Genomic DNA, 15,609 nt, shown 5'->3' with positions numbered 1-15,609 from the left:
GGCTTAGGTTCTTCCGCCGGGCGCAGTCCGCACCCGGTCGCCTTCCAGCAGGAACGCGCCGCCGCCCAGGACCGCTCGGCCGCCCGGCTTCGCGCCGCTCAATATTTCGACCATGCCCGCTGCACGCCGTCCCGTGCGCACCGACACGCGATGAACGCGGTCGCCCTTGTCCAGCAGCAGCATGTACGCGCCGTCCGCATCATAATGCACCGCCTTTTCAGGGGCCGCCAGGACAGCCGTGCTTTCCTTGACGAAACTGGCTTGGGCAAAGCCACCCGGCCGCAGATCGGGACTGACGGGCAGGGCAATGCGGGCCCTCGACAGGCCGGTCTGGTTATCGACGCGCGCGCCCAGCAGGCGCACCCTGCCGTTGATCTTCGCGCCCGACGCTAGCGTGACGACAGCAGGGTCGCCGATGGCCAGAGTGCCCATCGCCGCTTCGGCTACTTCGGCATCCAGTTCTACAAGATCGTCGCGTGCGATGGTGAACAGCACCGTGCCCGATGCGGAGGGTTCGCCCGGCCGTGCGGAACGCTGAAGCACGCGTCCTGCGACAGGCGAACGCACGATCAGCCGCCGCTGCCGCGTCAGCAGATCGTCAAGCTGCGCCTTTGCCACGCCGACCGCCGCCTGCGCCGAACGGGCCGCTATCCGTCGCTGATCGATTGCCTCCTGCGAAAGCACGCCCTGATTGTCGAGCCCGGCCACGCGGCCTGCCTCCATCCGCGCCTTTTCATAAGCCACCTGCTGCTGGCTGAGCTGCGCGCGCGCCTGATCTATCTGGGAGCGCAGCAGCGTGTCGTCCAATACGGCAAGCACCTGCCCCGCGCCGACCCTGGCGTCTTCTTCCACCAGCACTCGAGCGATACGGTAGCCCGACAGTTCCGGCGCGACCGCCACTTCCTCCCGCGGGATCAGCCGGCCCGAAGCGCTAAGCCCGCCTTCCAGTGCGCGCTGCTCGATCCGAGCGACGGTCACGGTGGGGGGCGGCGGTTCCTTCGCGCCGTCCTCGCCGCGGCCGCATGCGGCAAGCAGCAGCGTGAAGGGTAGCGCCAGGGCAATGGGACGCAGCTTGATGGTCACGGCATTTCCTTGGACTGGATCGGCAGAATGATTGCGGGCTGGTCAGGGGCGGTCGCCGGATCATCAGGGCTCCAACCCCCGCCCAATGTCCGGCACGCGGCAACGATATTGTTGAGCGCCCGCGTCCGCGCCGTGGTGAGCGCCCGGCGCGCCGCACGCCAGGTCTGTTCGGACTGCAGCAGCGTTGTAAGGTCGGTCAGCCCGGCCTGATAGCCCTTGCGTCCCGTACTGAAGGCGAAGCGCGCCCGCTCTTCCGCCCGCGCCAGATCGGTGAGCCGCGTTCGGTCGGCGGCGACGAGAGCGAGCGCTATGTCGGCGTCGCGAAAGGCCGCCTGCACCGCTGCCTCATAACTGATGACCGCTTGCTCCCCCTGAGCCTGCGTCGCACGCAGTTGCGCCATCAGGCGCGTTCGATCCAGTATCGGCAGGCTTAGCCCCGCGCCCAGCGACCAGAGGCTCGACACGCCTCCCAGCGCGCCCGAGGTACGGCTGATGCTGCCGGTCCCCTGAAGGGTGAAGCGCGGAAAGAGCGCCAGCCGGTCAACCTGCACGGCGCTCGCCGCTGCCGCCAGCCGCGCTTCCGCCGCGAGCACATCCGGTCGGCGGGTCAGCAGCGTTGCGGGCAAGATCGGCGGGACCGGCGGCGGCGTATCGAGCCGCGCTTCGATGGGCAGGCTTTCGGTCCGCGCATCGGGCCGCCCCACCAGCACCAGCAGCGATCGCTTTGCATTGCGCAATGCGGTTTCAACGCGCGTCAGTTCTGCCTGCGCGGACGCGACATCGCCTTCCAGCCGCGCCGTCTCCCCCGCTGCGACCAGACCATGATCGCGGCCGAGTTCGGACGCCCGCGCCAAATCCCGCGCGATCCGCAGCACCTCCTGAGCATCGTCACGCTGCACCGCGAGCCCGCGTGCGTCGAACAAGGCGCTGGCGACATCGGCAGCCAGACTGAGACGCGCAGCATGATAGTCATAGGCGGCCGCCACATAGCTTGCCCGCGCGCCTTCCCCAATCGCGGCCAGCCGCCCGAACAGGTCGAGTTCCCAGCTCGGGCTGAAGCTCAGCGACTGACTATCGCTCCTTGCTGTCGAACCGAAGACATCGGTGCCCGACAGCTGACTGCCATCCTGCACCTTGGCCGAACCGCTCACCGCCCCTGTGGGCAGGCGTTGGGACAGCGACTGATCCCGGATGGCACGCGCCTCCCGCAGGCGGAAATAGGCGGACCGCGCATCCGTATTATAGGCCAACGCCTCGTCCACCAACGCGGAAAGCTGCGGGTCGGCGAAGCGGTCCCACCATCTGTCCAGCGGTTCCGACGCTGCCCCAGTGGCAGGAGCCGCCTCAAACCGTTCAGGCAGGGCAAGCTTCGGCCGCGCCAGTTCAATCGATGGGGCGCAGCCGCAAAGCGCGGCGCAAAGCAGAAGCAAAGAGGAGCGCAGGCCCAAAGGCGGCAAGCGACGAACTCCGATCATGACGGTTGACCTCTCCGATAGCGGAGTGAATAAAAGAAACAAGATTGTTTATTTTCGAACCATCGATTTTTTGCCAGGGACGCCGCCCATGACTGACAACCCGCCCGCTCGCCGCCCAGGTCGCCCCCGCCGCGAGGAAAGTGCGGAAATCGAGCATCGGCTGGTCGAAACCACCATGCGCATGCTGGTTGAACATGGGCCCAGCCTGACGATGAACACGATCATCACGGCTTCCGGCCTGTCGCGGAAGACGGTGTACGCCCATTATCCGAACAAGCCCGCCCTCTTCGCCGCGGTCGTGCGGCAAATGCTCGGCTACGCGCTTCAACCCTTGGCCGTGCCGCCACGCGCTCGCTGGCAGGAAAGCCTCCTTTCCTTCGTCGAACAATGCCTCGCTGAAGTGTGCGAGCCTTATGCGACAGCGATGCGGCGCCTGTTGATGCTGAACTCATCATTCTTTGAGGAAGCGCGGCCGCAGATCGAGCAAGTGGTGGTGCGGCGCTATCTCGATCCTCTTGCCGCCTATTTGCAGTCGCTGGTGGATCAAGGGATCTTGCCCGATCAGGATGTGGGATTTGCAGCGGAATCTCTGACCAGCCTGATCCTGTCGGAATCACATCGCCGCTTCTTTCAGGGCGAAGCAGATGACAGTGTCGATGCGGTGCAGCTCAACCGTCATGCGCGGCGGCTGACCGCCTTATTTTGCGGCGGCATCACAAGCCCTGCCGACCTCTAGAGCTTCGGTTTTTCCCGAGCATTATTCCGGTCTGCGGGCGCCATTCGCAAGATGCGTTACGGAACGTCCGGTTACAGAGTCATTTCGCACGCGATCGTTCAGAAAAATTGTTGCCTGCGTTGGTGACTCCGATATAGTGCACGCAAACGGCCCAAGATCACGAGAGCCGTTTTAACTGAAACATACCTCTTGGGGAGGATTATCGATGCGAATGAAGCGCGTTAAGCGCACGGCGCTCCTGTGCGCCAGTGTCTCTGCCTTTGCCGTACCGGGCGTGGCTTTCGCCCAGGCGGGTGCAGAAAATCCCAACGCCGACATCATCGTCACGGCCACCCGCCGCGAAGAACGGTTGCAGGACGTTCCGATGTCCGTGAACGTCGCTACGGGTGAACAGCTCGAAAAGTTCAAGATTTTCGACGTCAAGGACGTCTCCCAGCTTGCGCCGGGTCTTCAGCTGACCAACACGACCGGCCGCAACAATACGACCACCCTGCGCGGCATCACCTTCGATCCTGATCAGGGCACCGGGCCTGCAGTTCAGACCTATTATAATGAAATCCCTACGGATGCGCAGACGATCTTCACTGCGATCTACGACATCCAGCAGATCGAAGTTCTGCGCGGTCCCCAGGGTCTGTTGCGCGGCCTGTCGGCTCCCGCTGGCTCGATTACCATCGCCACGCGCAAGCCGAACTTCGACGGCCCTGAAGGCTATTTGCAGGCCACCGGCACCGACCGGCACGCCTACAACGTCCAGGGCGGCGCTTCCCTCGCCTTCAATGACACGCTCGCGATCCGCGTCGCCGGTGTGGTCGATGGCAACCGCGTGAACCAAGTGCGGAACGTCAATACCGACCAATATTCACGCAGCCGTACGGAGAGCGGACGCATCACTCTGGGCTGGAAGCCAAGCACCGACTTCACCGCTTACCTGACCTATCAGTATCTGCATGCGGACAACCGCGTGTTCCAGCAGGTGGTCGGAAGTGGAAATACGCCTCTTGGCCAGTACGAGACTCTTTTCGGCACCCCGATCGTCCTTCTTCCCGCAGCGTTCGGCGGCCGTCCTTTCACACCAGACACCACGGTCAGGTCAGGTCCGCCGCTCAGCGTCTCAGACCGGGGTTCCGTGCAGGAAGGCATCTTCCGCAACCAGAATGAAACTCATCTCGTCAACCTGCAGTTCGACTATGATCTTGGTCCGGCGACGCTGTCCTTTGTCGGTGCCCATCAATACAGCAAGTTGAAGATCTCCCGTGACCTGGATTCCGCGAATGCCATTCCGGGCTATATTCAGACGTCGAACGTGACCACACCGTACAAGGTCGATACGGCCGAACTGCGACTGAGTTCGAACAATGATGAAGGGCTTGGCTGGGGTGTGAGCGCATTCCATTCGAAGCAGACGGGTACGACGTTCGTGGACCAGGATAGCAGCCTGTTCCTTTATAATGTCGCGCCTACTGCGCAGGTTAATCCACCCTGCGCACTGGCGGGCTGTTCGCCCCCGAACAGCATCGCACCCTTCACCTTCCCCAATCAATTGCCGCTCCGAGCGTTGGTGACGGTGCCAGTGAACTCTCAGGTCTGGTCGTTTGCTGGGAATCTCCGCTACAAGACTGGCCCGCTGACTGTTCAGGGCGGCCTTCGCTATTCGATCCTGAAGAAGGTGCAAACAACACAGCAGCAACTCGTGGGCTTCTTCAATACGCCTGACGTTGAAATCATCCCCGCAGCGCTTCAGCGCACCAAGAACACGCCGATCACCGGCGGTGCGACGATCAATTATGAAGTGACGCCTGACCTGAATGTCTATGCGGCCTATGGACATTCATTCCGCCAAGGCAGTTCGAAGGTTGCCGGGCCGGCCGTTGTGAGCGCCGACCTCATCCAGACGCAGCCGGAAAAGACCGACTCGGTTGAAGTTGGTCTGAAGGGGTCGCTGTTCGATCGCAAGCTGAACTATTCCGTCGCAGCTTACTATCAAAAGCTCGATGGTTTCCTCAGCCGCTTCAACAGCATCTACTGGGAATCGCCAAGCAACCCGGGCCAGCCCAATGGCACTTTTGACTTCAATTATAATGGCGATGCCACGATCAAGGGTATCGAAGCTTCTATCAATGCACGGCCCACGCCCAATTGGGATCTGAACGTCAGCGCAGCCTACACAAAGGCTCGCTGGGACAATGCCAGCCTGCCGTGCAACGACTACGCGGGTACTGGAACTCCGAACACCACTGGTCCACAAAATGTCACCGGACCTGGCAATGTCAGCTATTGCACGAGCAGCGACAAGCTGGCCAACACGCCTGATTTCAGCTTGAATGCCAACACGGAAGTCCGCTTCCCGATGGATACTGTCACGCCTTTCGTCAGCGCGCTGCTAACCTACACGCCGAGCTATTACTGGTGGCAGTCGCAGTATCGCTTCAAGCATCGTGAGCTGGTCAACCTGTTCGTCGGAGTCCGTTCGAACGACGACAAATGGGAACTCAGCGCCTTCGCGAAGAATGTGCTCAATCAAAAGCGCATCACGAATATCTCGCTGGGCGAAGTGCAGACCAACGCTGTCGTGGCTGGCTCCTTCCAGTCGGGTTACAGCACGGTCAACGTGACGAACCCGCGCGAAATTGGCGCGACCTTGACCTTCAACTGGTAACAGCTTTCCGACTGACCCCTCTGGGGAGAAAGCCGGAACTGCTAAAACGGAACCCTGTCCTCGCGTCCGCGAGGGCAGGGTTCTGCTTTTACGCCGACATTCACCATCCTCCAGCTCCGCCCTTGCGCAGACCGTTGCGGATCAGCATGGAAGGCCACGGCCGCGCCAGTGAGGCCGCATCTTCAACGAAGCTAGGAAAGCCAGATTGACCCAGCCACCCGCCTTCCCTGCCAAGCGTGCAGGCCGCCCGCGACGGCTAACGACCAGTCAGCTGGTCGAGGCGGCGATTGCCCTTGGCTTGGAGGATTTAACCATGTCTGCGCTGGCGGAGCGACTGGGCGTGCGTGTCGCAGTTCTCTATAATTATGTGAAGGGCCGCGAGGAACTGATCAGTCTCGCCGCGCGCCACGCGATCAGCACGCAGCCATTCCCCGAGGATGTTGGCCAGGACTGGCGCGACTATGCCCTCGCCTATGCCCGCGCCGCCTATGACCTCTTCCACAGCGACGCTCAATTATTGCCCTTGGTGATGAACGGAAAGCTCAGCCCCGCCATCAAGATCGACAGCGTCGAAAGCTGGCTGGAAACCATGACGAAACACGGCTTTGCGGCCGGAGAAGCGCTTAGCATCCTGAAGGCGGTCGATACGCTGGTCATGGGATCGGCGGTGCTTGCGTCCCATGCGCGATCCTATGCCGCGGATTATTCCGTGAGCGTGCGTGACACGGTGAACAGCCGCCCGCCTGCCGAACTGCCGCTGTTGGTCGCCAACCTGGACAGCTTCGCGGCAATTGTTGACCCAGAAAATTGGGAGCGATCGCTTCAGATGTTGGTCGACGGCATCGACGCCCAGAAACGCGTCGGCGGCAGCCCTCGCAGCTAGCAGCGCGCGACGCTCACAAGCTGCAAGCGATTACGCCTCCATTTCCGGCTCCCGCACGATGGCGGCGCTTCCCTGACGGTAGGCCGTGGGAGAGTCGCCGGTCCATGTCCGGAACGCCTGGCGGAAGGCATCGGAGTCGCAATAATCCAACCGGACGGCGATCTCCTCGATCGACATATCGCTCCTACGCAGCAGATGCAGGGCCAGCTCACGGCGGCAGCTTTCGCGTACCTGCCGATAGCTTGTGCCCTCCCGCGCAAGTTGGCGGCGCAGCGTGGCTTCGCTCCCGCCCAGGCTGCTGACGATCTCGCCAAAAGCGGGCAAACGGCCAGCATTTCGCAGCGCCGCCATCGCGATGCTCCGGACTCGCATTTCGGCAGGCTGCCGATCCGCTTCCCGAACGCCGGACACGAACAGCAGATTGTTCACCGGCCGCCGATCAAGCTCATCGCCGGTCCGGACGACCGGATAGTCGAGTAAGGCAGCGCTGAAATCAAAGCCGCTCCATCCTTCGTTCAGCCGCACCGGAAAGGGCAATTCGGGCAGGTCGAGGGCGCCAAAAACATCAGCCGAGTGGCTCAGACAAGCGTGGCGAACAGGAATGCGCAGATCGATCAGCCAACCCAGCAGGCCATGTATCTCCATCATTCCAAACAGGTCAATCAGACAGCGCGCAGGCGTCGATCCGCCCGACCGGATCGCTTGGAGCTGCAACTGTGCGCCGTCGCCATGCGTGCGCAGCGTCATCTTGCCGCACCGCCAGTCTATCGCCTCGAAACACTCGCAACAGCGCATGATCGCTTCGCGCAAGGTTCGCGCCCCGGTCAGGCTGTATAGAACCACCCGCCAGTCGCAGGGGCGCAAGGTCTGATGCCCCGCCAGCAACGCATCCCTCCCCGCCAGCTCATTGGTGGCCCTGCTGGTAATGCGTGCGAGATCCGTGACGGGCAGGTTGGACAGTGACAGCCCCTCATCTTCCGTTCGCCCTACATGGCGGAACAATGGGGCGGTGGATCCGAAGACATCGGCATAGATCGCCAGAACACGTTCGGCGACGCTTTCGGCCAGATGCCATTCACTGTGTCTGGGCTCTGTGGAGCGCACCATCTCTTCCCCTAATTTTCGATCACTTTAGCGGATATGGAGGCGGAGATAAATCTCACAATTATCCGACTTTCCAAAAGCCGCTGCCCGAAAAAGCCGCGCCCCTTGATTGAAATTGGGGTGGCCGACGATCAGGAGAAGCGCCATCTGGAAGAATAAAGTTAAGCGAGAGGATATATGAAGGTGAGAGAGGACGCCGAGGGCTGTTCCATAGTCCACAACGGCGCGGCCGTGCCCTGGTCAGGCGTGCGAAAATGAAGTTGCGCGCCCTTTCCTCACTCACGCTAGCAGGCGCTTGCCTGACGCTGGGCCTGAGCATCGCGTTCAACGGAGCGCGGGCTGACGAAGCGCACAGCAGTACCCCGGCCAGCCAGCTTCGGCGATTGACCGAAAGCCAGTATCGCAGCGTCATCGCGGACATTTTCGGACCAGACATCAAGGTTGTCGGCCGGTTCGAACCCGATCTGCGCATCGATGGGCTGCAAGCGGTCGGCACCAGCGCCGTCTCCGTCACGGCAGCCGGTCTGGAACAATATGAAGGGTTGGCACGGAATATTGCGGCTCAGGTGACGGATGAACAGCATCGCGCCAAGCTGGTCGGATGCGAACCGTCCGCCGCCGACAAGGATGGCGCTGCCTGCGCCCGCCGCTTCATCGAACATGTGGGGCCGCAGCTCTTTAGGCGGCCAATGGCTGCAGCGGAAGTCACCGCGCTGACAAATGAGACGGTTTCCGCCGCCAGCACGCTCGGCAGCTTCCACGCCGGTCTGGCCGCGACGCTGTCGGGTATGCTGACCAGCCCCGAATTCCTGTTTCGCGTCGATCGGCCTGCCGCCTCCAAGCGGAGCATCGATGCCTGGTCGAAGGCCAGTCGCCTCTCTTTCCTCCTCTGGAACACGACCCCCGATCAGGCGCTGCTAAACGATGCGGCGAGCGGCGCGCTGGATACGCAGGCTGGCCTCGCGAAAGCGGTGGATCGCATGATCGGCTCGCCCCGCTTCGAGCAGGGTGTTCGCGCCTTCTTCACCGACTATCTTCGCTTGGACGGAATGGATGAATTGGCGAAGGACTCGCTGATTTACCCCGCCTTCTCACCGACGGTAGCGACCGCGCTGCGCGAACAGACGCTCCGCACGATCAATTGGCTCTTGGTCGAGCGGAAGGGCGATTATCGGGATCTCTTCACCACGCGCGCCATCGCTATGAATAAGTCGCTCGGACCGATCTACGATATACCGGTGTCAACGGCTAACTGGTACATCCATGAATTTCCGCAGGGGGACCCCCGGGGCGGGCTTCTCACCCATGCCAGCCTGTTATCGCAGCATTCGCATCCGGGCCGCACATCGCCGACACTGCGGGGCGTGGCGCTGCGAGAGATATTCCTGTGCGAGAAAATCCCTGCCCCGCCCGCCAATGTAAACTTCGCGGTGGTGCAGAATGTCGATAACCCGACGCTAAAGACCACCCGCGCCCGGCTTCAGGCACATCTTGACGATGAGGAATGCGCGAGTTGCCACCGTAAAACCGATCCGCTTGGTCTTGGCCTGGAGCAGTTCGACGGCGCGGGCCAGTTCCGCAAGGTGGAGCATGATGAGCCGATCGACGTCACCGGCAATTTCGAAAAACAAGCGTTTGATGGCGCGGCGGCGCTCGGCGGCTTGTTCCGCAACAACCCGCGCGTCAGCACATGCCTGGTTCAGTCTGCCTGGCGCTATGCCCTTGGACGCAATCCGACTGAGGCCGACGGTGCCGATATCGCGCGGCTGAACCAGGATTTCACGACGGCGGGCTATCGTTTCACTGCTCTGATGCGCACAATCGCGCTTGATCCGGCGCTCTTTGCCATGCCGCGCCTCGTGCCTGATCGCCGCGCGGGGATTGTCCGCAGAACCAAGGAGGCTGGTTGATGGTTGATGGAACGACTAGGCGCGGATTTCTGCTGCGGGGCGTGTTGGGCGGCGGGGCGGTCACCTTGGGCTTGCCGCTGCTCGATGCTTTCCTGAATGATAGTGGGACGGCCTTCGCCGCGACCATGGGCGGAGGCAGGCTTCCGGTGCGGTTCGGCACCTGGTTCTGGGGATGCGGCATGATCCCGGATCGCTGGCAGCCCAAGACCGTCGGCGCGGATTATGACCTGCCGCCGCAATTGGCGCCGATCGCCAAGGTGAAGCAGCATATCAGCGTGCTGACGGGCTTCGATGTGCTGCTGGATGGAAAGGGCAATCTGCCCCACCTGTCGGGCAACACTGCCGTGCGGACCGGTGCGCCGACCGACGATTGGCTCGGCATCCGCGCACCTACTTTGGATGTCCTGATCGCCGAGGCCATCGGCAACGGTTCCTTCTTCCGCTCACTCGAACTGTCCGCAGACGGCGATGCGCGGACCAGCTATTCCTTCCGTGATGGGCGCAGCATGAACTCCGCGACCCCCAACGCTGTCGAATTCTACCGCAAGATTTTCGGACAGGATTTCAACGATCCCAACAAGGCGGATTTCACGCCCGACCCCCGCATCATGGTACGCCGCAGCGTATTGTCAGGCGTGACGGAGCAGCGCCAGGCGCTGCAAAAGCGTCTCGGTGCTTCCGACAAGGCCCGGCTCGATCAATATTTCACCTCGGTCCGCGAGATGGAAGGAAAGCTGGCGCTGCAATTGCAGAAGCCACCGCCGGCCGAAGCTTGCGTCGTGCCGCAAGAAGCGCCCGCCGTGTCGGGCGACATTACCGATGTCGATCGGCGGAAGAATAATCATCGCTTGATGGCGGAAATGTTGGCGATGGCGCTCGCCTGCAACCAGACGCGCGTATTCAACATGACGTTTTCCACCGCCGCCTCCGACTTGCGGCAAGCAGGTCAGACCACCGGCTATCATCAAAGCACGCATGAGGAACTGATCGACCGCTCCATCGGCTATCAGCCAACGGTCGATTTCTTCGCCACCCGCAACATGGAAGCCTGGGCGGACTTCGTTTCCGCACTGGCCGCCGTCAAGGAAGGCGATGGCACCCTGCTCGACAATATGCTGGTCTTCGCGCATTCGGACGTATCCTATGCGAAAAACCATGACGTCCTGGGCATCCCTGTCATGCTTGCGGGCAAGGCCGGAGGAAAGGTGAAATCCGGCTTGCATATCCAAGGCGGTGGAGAGACGATCAGCCGCGTCGGCCTGACCCTTCAGCAAGTGATGGGAATGCCTGTGGATTCCTGGGGGCTAGACGCCATGAACACCAAACGGCCGGTGAGCGAAATACTCGCCTGACGATGACAGCAACAATGAGGCAAAAGATGAAGCGATCCTATTCCGCAGCTTTCCTGGCGTTTGGCATGCTGGCCAGCTACGCCGCCTATGCTGCGGCGCCTGCAGTCACCAACGCGATCAAGGCCCGCCAGGCGAGCTACAAGGAGATCGGCGGAGCATTCAAAAGCATCAATGACGAGTTGAAGTCGGGCGCGCCCGACATGAACAGCGTCAAGCCGCTGGCGCGCGACATCGCCGCACGCGCCGCACTGCTGCCCAAATATTTCCCCAAGGGCAGCGGCCCGGAGGCCGGCCTTAAGACCCGCGCCAAGCCTGAAATCTGGAAGGACAATGCCGCCTTCGTGAAGCTTCAGGGCGACATGATCACCGCCGCCCGGGCGCTGGATGCGGCTGCCGCGAGCGGTAATGCCGCCGGCCTCAGCGCAGCGCGCAACACGCTGGGCGGCACCTGCAAAAGCTGTCACGACCGTTTCCGCGCGGAGCTTTGATGGCCGAGGCGGACATGAGCGGCGCGCCTGCGCGCCTGCGCATCTGGGACCTGCCAACCCGTCTGTTCCACTGGACATTGGTGCCCCTGTTGGGGCTCGCCTGGTGGACGGCGGAAGAACGGATGCTTGATTGGCATCGGCTCGCAGGATACAGCATCTTCACGCTGTTGCTCTTCCGCCTCATCTGGGGCGTTGCGGGCAGCAGCACCGCCCGCTTTTCCCATTTCGTGGGCGGGCCCGTAACGCTGTTCCGCTACGTGCGCGGTCATATGTTCAACCGGGGGGCGGCTCCGGCGCCTGGCCATAATCCGGTTGGCGGCTGGAGCGTTTTGGCGATGATTGCGCTGCTGGCGACGCAAGTCGGCCTCGGCTTCTTCTCGGTCGATATCGACGGCATGGAATCCGGCCCCTTCGCCTATCTGGTGGATTTTGACACCGGACGGGTCGCGGCGGAATGGCACGCGTTCGTCTTCAACATCATCCTGACGCTGACGGCGCTGCATGTCGTGGCGATCCTCTTTTACCTGATCCATCGCCGCGATAACCTTATCGGCCCGATGATCAGCGGATCGCGGCGATGGACTGGCGAACAGCCGGTTTTGCGTTTCGCGCCTGCGTGGATGGCGCTAGTGATCTTCCTGCTGGTCGCAGGCGGCACATGGTTGCTGATAGCGCAATTCGGCCGGGCCTGATCACACAGTAAAGAATTATCGGAGAAGTGTAATGAACAGCAGACTGAAGGACCGCCGCATCATCGTTTTCGGCAGCGCCACCGGCATTGGCGCGGCGACAGTCAAGCGCCTGGCCGAAGAAGGCGCGCGGGTCTGCGCCGCCGACATCAATCTGGCCGGTGCAGAAGCGGCTGCACAGGCGGCAGGCAACGGAGCCTTTGCCGTGCATGTCGATATTTCGGACGAGAAGTCGGTCAATGACGCCGTTCAGGCGGCCGTAGAGCAGCTTGGCGGTCTGGACGGCGCGCATATCAACGCTGCCGATCTGCGCGTGATCATGGAGGATTCCGACGCTCTCGCTCTGGACCTCGCCGTGTTCGACCGCACGGTCGCGGTCAACCTGCGCGGGCACCTGCTGTGCACGCGCGCCGTTCTGCCGCATCTGCTGAAGAACAAGGAATCGGCGATCGTTTATACCAGTTCCGGAGCCGCCCATGGCGCTGAGCCTACCCGCCCCTCCTATGCGATGACAAAGGCGGGGGTGAACGCCCTGATGCGTCACGTTGCGTCGCGCTGGGGCAAGGAAGGGCTGACGGCCAACGTTCTTGCACCGGGCTTTACCGTTACCGGGGAAATGAAGAAGCAGATGGAAGCCAACGGCCCTGAAGCGGAAAAATGGGCGAACTACTATATGGCAAAGACGCCCCACACCCGGCTGGGCGAGTCCGAAGATCATGCCGCAGTGGTGGCGCTGCTGCTTTCCGATGACGGCCGCTGGATCAGCGGCTCGATCATTGACGTGAACGGCGGTTCGCTGATGCGCGCCTGATCATAGGCTGGTCGCTCTTTGAGGACCAGCTTGTTCAAAGGCCTCCTCCCCTCAACCGGGAAGGAGGCCTTTTCTGTTTGTCCGTTACAGCGAGTTGAACTCGGATCTGACGTTTGAAGCGTCCTGATCGCGTCAGGCCTGCAGATGCTTGGCCAGATGCTTGTTCATCTCGAACATGCTGGCCTTCTTGCCGCCGAAGATTTTCTCCAGCTTGTCGTCGGCCAGTATCTCACGCTTATCCTTGGGATTTTGAAGGTCATTGGCCTTGATATAGGCCCAGATCTTCTTGACCACTTCGCTGCGCGGGATCTTCTTGTCGCCGATGATGTCGGCCAGCTCGGGAGAGGGCGTCACAGGCGCGGTGATACCCCCGCGCGCGCCGCCAGTGGGCTTTCCCGTCTTCTTCACCTTGGCGACCGCCGCTTTGGTTTCCTGCTCGCCACGCTGTTCACGAGTCCGCGCCATGAAAGTCTCCCTTGCTAAACGCTTGGCAGTTGATGATCAGGCTAAGTCGTGAGGAGCGAAAAAGTTGCCTGAAAGCGTGCAATCATTGGCGCTCAGGGCACTTTCCCAACCGTATCTGCGACATAGGCTTCGCGCTCGCCCATCGGTTTGGGATGGCCGACCGTCGTATCCTCAGCCGTCTGATGTTCGATCTCGCTGTTCAGCTCGGCTCCCAGGATCAGGATATAAGCGGACAGATAAAGCCACATCAGCGTCACGACCACGGCGCTAAGCGCACCATAGGTCGCGCCATAATTACCGAAGTTCGATGCATAAATGCCAAAGCCCAGGCTGACCGCCAGCCACCCGATCGTCGCCACCACCGATCCGGGCGTCAGCCAACGCCACTGCGCATGATGCCGGTCGGGCGCATAGCGGTAGATCATGCTCAGTATCATGCTCGCGGCAAGCGCAGCGAACAGCCAGAACCCGACGCGGATCGCCACTATAATGATGTCAGGTGCACCGGGCAGCAGCTGTTCCAGAAATGCCAGCGCCGCGATCGCGAAAATGGCGACCACGCCTGCAATCAACAAGCCGATCGTTATCAGACAGGCGAGCCCCGTCAGCTTGATGAAGCTGCGGCTCTCTTCCTCATCATAGGCGATGTTCACCGCCGTCACGATCGCGCTCGCCCCGTTCATCGCACCATAGATGGACAAAGCGAGCGAGGCGACCAGGCCGAAGCCCTTCTTGCCCGCACCGCTATTGGTCACTGACAATAGTTGCTCGCCGATCAGACGCGCGGCTTCTTCTGGCAGCAGCCTGAACAACGATCGGAGATGGTCGGCAATGGTCGAAGGATCGGCAAACAGGCCATAGCACAGCACCAGCGCCGCCAAGGTCGGAACGAAGGCCAGAAAGCCGTAAAAGGCCACACCGGCTGAAATCAGCCCGACATTGTCGGTGCTGCTTTCATTCCAGGTGCGGAGCAGGATGTCGCGCCAAGCCTTGCGCGGCATCTCCCGCGGGCTTTGCGCCGTCCTGCCCCGGCCGCTTTCCTGTGCTGGCATGTTCACTCCCTTCTCTGTCGGGGAGCAAACATTTGAGAGGCCGGACTGATCCCGCGCCGCAGCTGTCTTTGCGACTATCGCCCGTCCAGCGTCCGCACAGGCACATGCAACCGGTCCAGCAACGGCAGGCTGCGCACGACATTGCCGCTGAGTTCGCTCGCCGGCCGGTGGCAGAGTTGAAGCGCCGCTTCCGCCATTGCATCCACCGGCTCGATATGGTCGCGCTCGTCCCATCCACCGACCGCCAGCGCGCCTTCGCTGGCAACCGCGCCGACGGGCGCGAGGGAATTCACCGCGATATTCTCTTGCGACAGCTCCACTGCCCAGCCAGCGGTCAGGCGGTCGAGCGCCGCCTTGGTCGTACCATACAGCGTCGCATGGCCATCCCGATTGAAGCGGATATAGCGATCATCCTCATCGTAAGGCGCCGGTGGCGGCAGGTCCGCCGTGGCGCTGGAAATATTGAGGATCCATCCCTCTCCCTGCGCACGGAGATGCGGCAGCGCCTGCCGGGACAGTTCCTGCGGCGCATGCAGGTTCATCTGAAAGGCAAGGTGGAAATGCTTTGGCTGTGCCTCCCAGATCGCTACGAAGCGCGACCAGGCGGCATTGTTGACAAGGATGTCGAGCCTGCCGAAATGCTCCACCGCAGCAGGCACGATCCGCGCCCGATTAATGGGATCAGCCAGATTGGCCTGGATCGGCAGGCACTCGCCGCCAGCGGCCCTGATTTGCGCTGCCGTTTCGGCGAGCGAGCCGGTCAGCTCGCCCCTGCCCGGCTCCAGGGTGCGCGCGACGATCGCGACCTTTGCTCCCTCGGCGGCGAAGCGGCGGGCGATGGCAGCGCCAATGCCACGGCTCGCCCCGGTGATGATGGCCACGCGGCCGTCCAACAGCTTCAT

General features: G+C 62.1%; 14 protein-coding genes. 8 read left to right on the top strand and 6 right to left on the bottom strand.

Annotated elements, in window-relative coordinates; genetic code table 11:
* Nucleotides 1-3: 3 nt before the first annotated feature.
* Together ACFO3E_RS12465 and ACFO3E_RS12460 are read right to left on the bottom strand one after the other, a co-directional pair.
* Nucleotides 4-1,083: an efflux RND transporter periplasmic adaptor subunit gene (locus ACFO3E_RS12465; protein WP_156518701.1), complete on the bottom strand. Its 1,080-nt coding sequence runs from the start codon at nucleotides 1,081-1,083 to the stop codon at nucleotides 4-6.
* On the bottom strand, nucleotides 1,080-2,558 hold the full coding sequence (locus tag ACFO3E_RS12460; protein WP_066531474.1) for an efflux transporter outer membrane subunit: 1,479 nt from the start codon (nucleotides 2,556-2,558) through the stop codon (nucleotides 1,080-1,082). The genes ACFO3E_RS12465 and ACFO3E_RS12460 overlap by 4 nt, the downstream gene beginning before the upstream one ends.
* Nucleotides 2,559-2,646: 88 nt before the next feature.
* On the opposite strand from ACFO3E_RS12460, the gene ACFO3E_RS12455 reads away from it, so the two are divergent.
* The 3 genes from ACFO3E_RS12455 (at nucleotide 2,647) to ACFO3E_RS12445 (ending at nucleotide 6,836) form a co-directional block, all read left to right on the top strand.
* Nucleotides 2,647-3,294 (top strand): TetR/AcrR family transcriptional regulator, encoded by a 648-nt coding sequence (locus ACFO3E_RS12455; RefSeq protein ID WP_197486378.1) that lies wholly within the window; start codon nucleotides 2,647-2,649, stop codon nucleotides 3,292-3,294.
* A gap of 211 nt (nucleotides 3,295-3,505) precedes the next feature.
* Nucleotides 3,506-5,953: a TonB-dependent receptor gene (locus tag ACFO3E_RS12450; protein ID WP_380805077.1), complete on the top strand. Its 2,448-nt coding sequence runs from the start codon at nucleotides 3,506-3,508 to the stop codon at nucleotides 5,951-5,953.
* 205 nt (nucleotides 5,954-6,158) lie between these two features.
* On the top strand, nucleotides 6,159-6,836 hold the full coding sequence (locus ACFO3E_RS12445; protein ID WP_066531471.1) for a TetR/AcrR family transcriptional regulator C-terminal domain-containing protein: 678 nt from the start codon (nucleotides 6,159-6,161) through the stop codon (nucleotides 6,834-6,836).
* Nucleotides 6,837-6,866: 30 nt separating this feature from the next.
* Here ACFO3E_RS12445 and ACFO3E_RS12440 read toward each other — a convergent pair whose 3' ends face one another.
* Nucleotides 6,867-7,943 (bottom strand): helix-turn-helix domain-containing protein, encoded by a 1,077-nt coding sequence (locus ACFO3E_RS12440; RefSeq protein WP_066531470.1) that lies wholly within the window; start codon nucleotides 7,941-7,943, stop codon nucleotides 6,867-6,869.
* Between the two features lie 251 nt (nucleotides 7,944-8,194).
* On the opposite strand from ACFO3E_RS12440, the gene ACFO3E_RS12435 reads away from it, so the two are divergent.
* The 5 genes from ACFO3E_RS12435 to ACFO3E_RS12415 are packed head-to-tail and all read left to right on the top strand — an operon-like array spanning nucleotide 8,195 to nucleotide 13,190.
* Nucleotides 8,195-9,850, top strand: coding sequence for a DUF1592 domain-containing protein (locus ACFO3E_RS12435; protein ID WP_066531468.1), 1,656 nt, complete (start codon nucleotides 8,195-8,197; stop codon nucleotides 9,848-9,850).
* A complete protein-coding gene (locus ACFO3E_RS12430) occupies nucleotides 9,850-11,202 on the top strand; it encodes a DUF1552 domain-containing protein (protein ID WP_380805073.1) in 1,353 nt (450 codons plus the stop codon). The genes ACFO3E_RS12435 and ACFO3E_RS12430 overlap by 1 nt, the downstream gene beginning before the upstream one ends.
* A gap of 26 nt (nucleotides 11,203-11,228) precedes the next feature.
* A complete protein-coding gene (locus tag ACFO3E_RS12425) occupies nucleotides 11,229-11,690 on the top strand; it encodes a c-type cytochrome (RefSeq protein WP_197486377.1) in 462 nt (153 codons plus the stop codon).
* Nucleotides 11,690-12,382: a cytochrome b/b6 domain-containing protein gene (locus ACFO3E_RS12420; RefSeq protein WP_066531461.1), complete on the top strand. Its 693-nt coding sequence runs from the start codon at nucleotides 11,690-11,692 to the stop codon at nucleotides 12,380-12,382. Before ACFO3E_RS12425 ends, ACFO3E_RS12420 begins: the two co-directional genes overlap by 1 nt.
* A 31-nt stretch (nucleotides 12,383-12,413) precedes the next feature.
* Nucleotides 12,414-13,190, top strand: coding sequence for an SDR family NAD(P)-dependent oxidoreductase (locus ACFO3E_RS12415; protein WP_066531459.1), 777 nt, complete (start codon nucleotides 12,414-12,416; stop codon nucleotides 13,188-13,190).
* 132 nt (nucleotides 13,191-13,322) lie between these two features.
* On the opposite strand, the gene ACFO3E_RS12410 is transcribed toward ACFO3E_RS12415, so the two are convergent.
* From ACFO3E_RS12410 to ACFO3E_RS12400, 3 genes are all read right to left on the bottom strand, one after another.
* On the bottom strand, nucleotides 13,323-13,655 hold the full coding sequence (locus ACFO3E_RS12410) for an SWIB/MDM2 domain-containing protein (RefSeq protein ID WP_082919786.1): 333 nt from the start codon (nucleotides 13,653-13,655) through the stop codon (nucleotides 13,323-13,325).
* A gap of 92 nt (nucleotides 13,656-13,747) precedes the next feature.
* Nucleotides 13,748-14,707, bottom strand: coding sequence for a YihY/virulence factor BrkB family protein (locus ACFO3E_RS12405; RefSeq protein WP_066531457.1), 960 nt, complete (start codon nucleotides 14,705-14,707; stop codon nucleotides 13,748-13,750).
* Between the two features lie 74 nt (nucleotides 14,708-14,781).
* The gene (locus ACFO3E_RS12400) at nucleotides 14,782-15,609 is read right to left on the bottom strand and encodes an SDR family NAD(P)-dependent oxidoreductase (protein WP_380805069.1); all 828 of its coding nucleotides are present in this window, start codon (nucleotides 15,607-15,609) and stop codon (nucleotides 14,782-14,784) included.

The sequence above is a fragment of the Sphingobium tyrosinilyticum genome, from assembly GCF_042654265.1.
GTDB classification, from domain to species: domain Bacteria; phylum Pseudomonadota; class Alphaproteobacteria; order Sphingomonadales; family Sphingomonadaceae; genus Sphingobium; species Sphingobium tyrosinilyticum.
The sequence above is the reverse complement of the archived record's forward strand: the minus strand, read 5'-3'. Positions and strand labels throughout refer to the sequence as shown.

Excerpts from the sequence above, each read along its gene's own strand:
- ACFO3E_RS12460 (WP_066531474.1), bottom strand. The coding sequence starts at position 2,558 with ATGATCGGAGTTCGTCGCTTGCCGCCTTTGGGCCTGCGCTCCTCTTTG.
- ACFO3E_RS12455 (WP_197486378.1), top strand. The coding sequence starts at position 2,647 with ATGACTGACAACCCGCCCGCTCGCCGCCCAGGTCGCCCCCGCCGCGAG.
- ACFO3E_RS12450 (WP_380805077.1), top strand. The coding sequence starts at position 3,506 with ATGAAGCGCGTTAAGCGCACGGCGCTCCTGTGCGCCAGTGTCTCTGCC.
- ACFO3E_RS12440 (WP_066531470.1), bottom strand. The coding sequence starts at position 7,943 with ATGGTGCGCTCCACAGAGCCCAGACACAGTGAATGGCATCTGGCCGAA.
- ACFO3E_RS12435 (WP_066531468.1), top strand. The coding sequence starts at position 8,195 with ATGAAGTTGCGCGCCCTTTCCTCACTCACGCTAGCAGGCGCTTGCCTG.
- ACFO3E_RS12430 (WP_380805073.1), top strand. The coding sequence starts at position 9,850 with ATGGTTGATGGAACGACTAGGCGCGGATTTCTGCTGCGGGGCGTGTTG.
- ACFO3E_RS12425 (WP_197486377.1), top strand. The coding sequence starts at position 11,229 with ATGAAGCGATCCTATTCCGCAGCTTTCCTGGCGTTTGGCATGCTGGCC.
- ACFO3E_RS12420 (WP_066531461.1), top strand. The coding sequence starts at position 11,690 with ATGGCCGAGGCGGACATGAGCGGCGCGCCTGCGCGCCTGCGCATCTGG.
- ACFO3E_RS12415 (WP_066531459.1), top strand. The coding sequence starts at position 12,414 with ATGAACAGCAGACTGAAGGACCGCCGCATCATCGTTTTCGGCAGCGCC.
- ACFO3E_RS12410 (WP_082919786.1), bottom strand. The coding sequence starts at position 13,655 with ATGGCGCGGACTCGTGAACAGCGTGGCGAGCAGGAAACCAAAGCGGCG.
- ACFO3E_RS12405 (WP_066531457.1), bottom strand. The coding sequence starts at position 14,707 with ATGCCAGCACAGGAAAGCGGCCGGGGCAGGACGGCGCAAAGCCCGCGG.
- ACFO3E_RS12400 (WP_380805069.1), bottom strand. The coding sequence starts at position 15,609 with ATGAAGCTGTTGGACGGCCGCGTGGCCATCATCACCGGGGCGAGCCGT.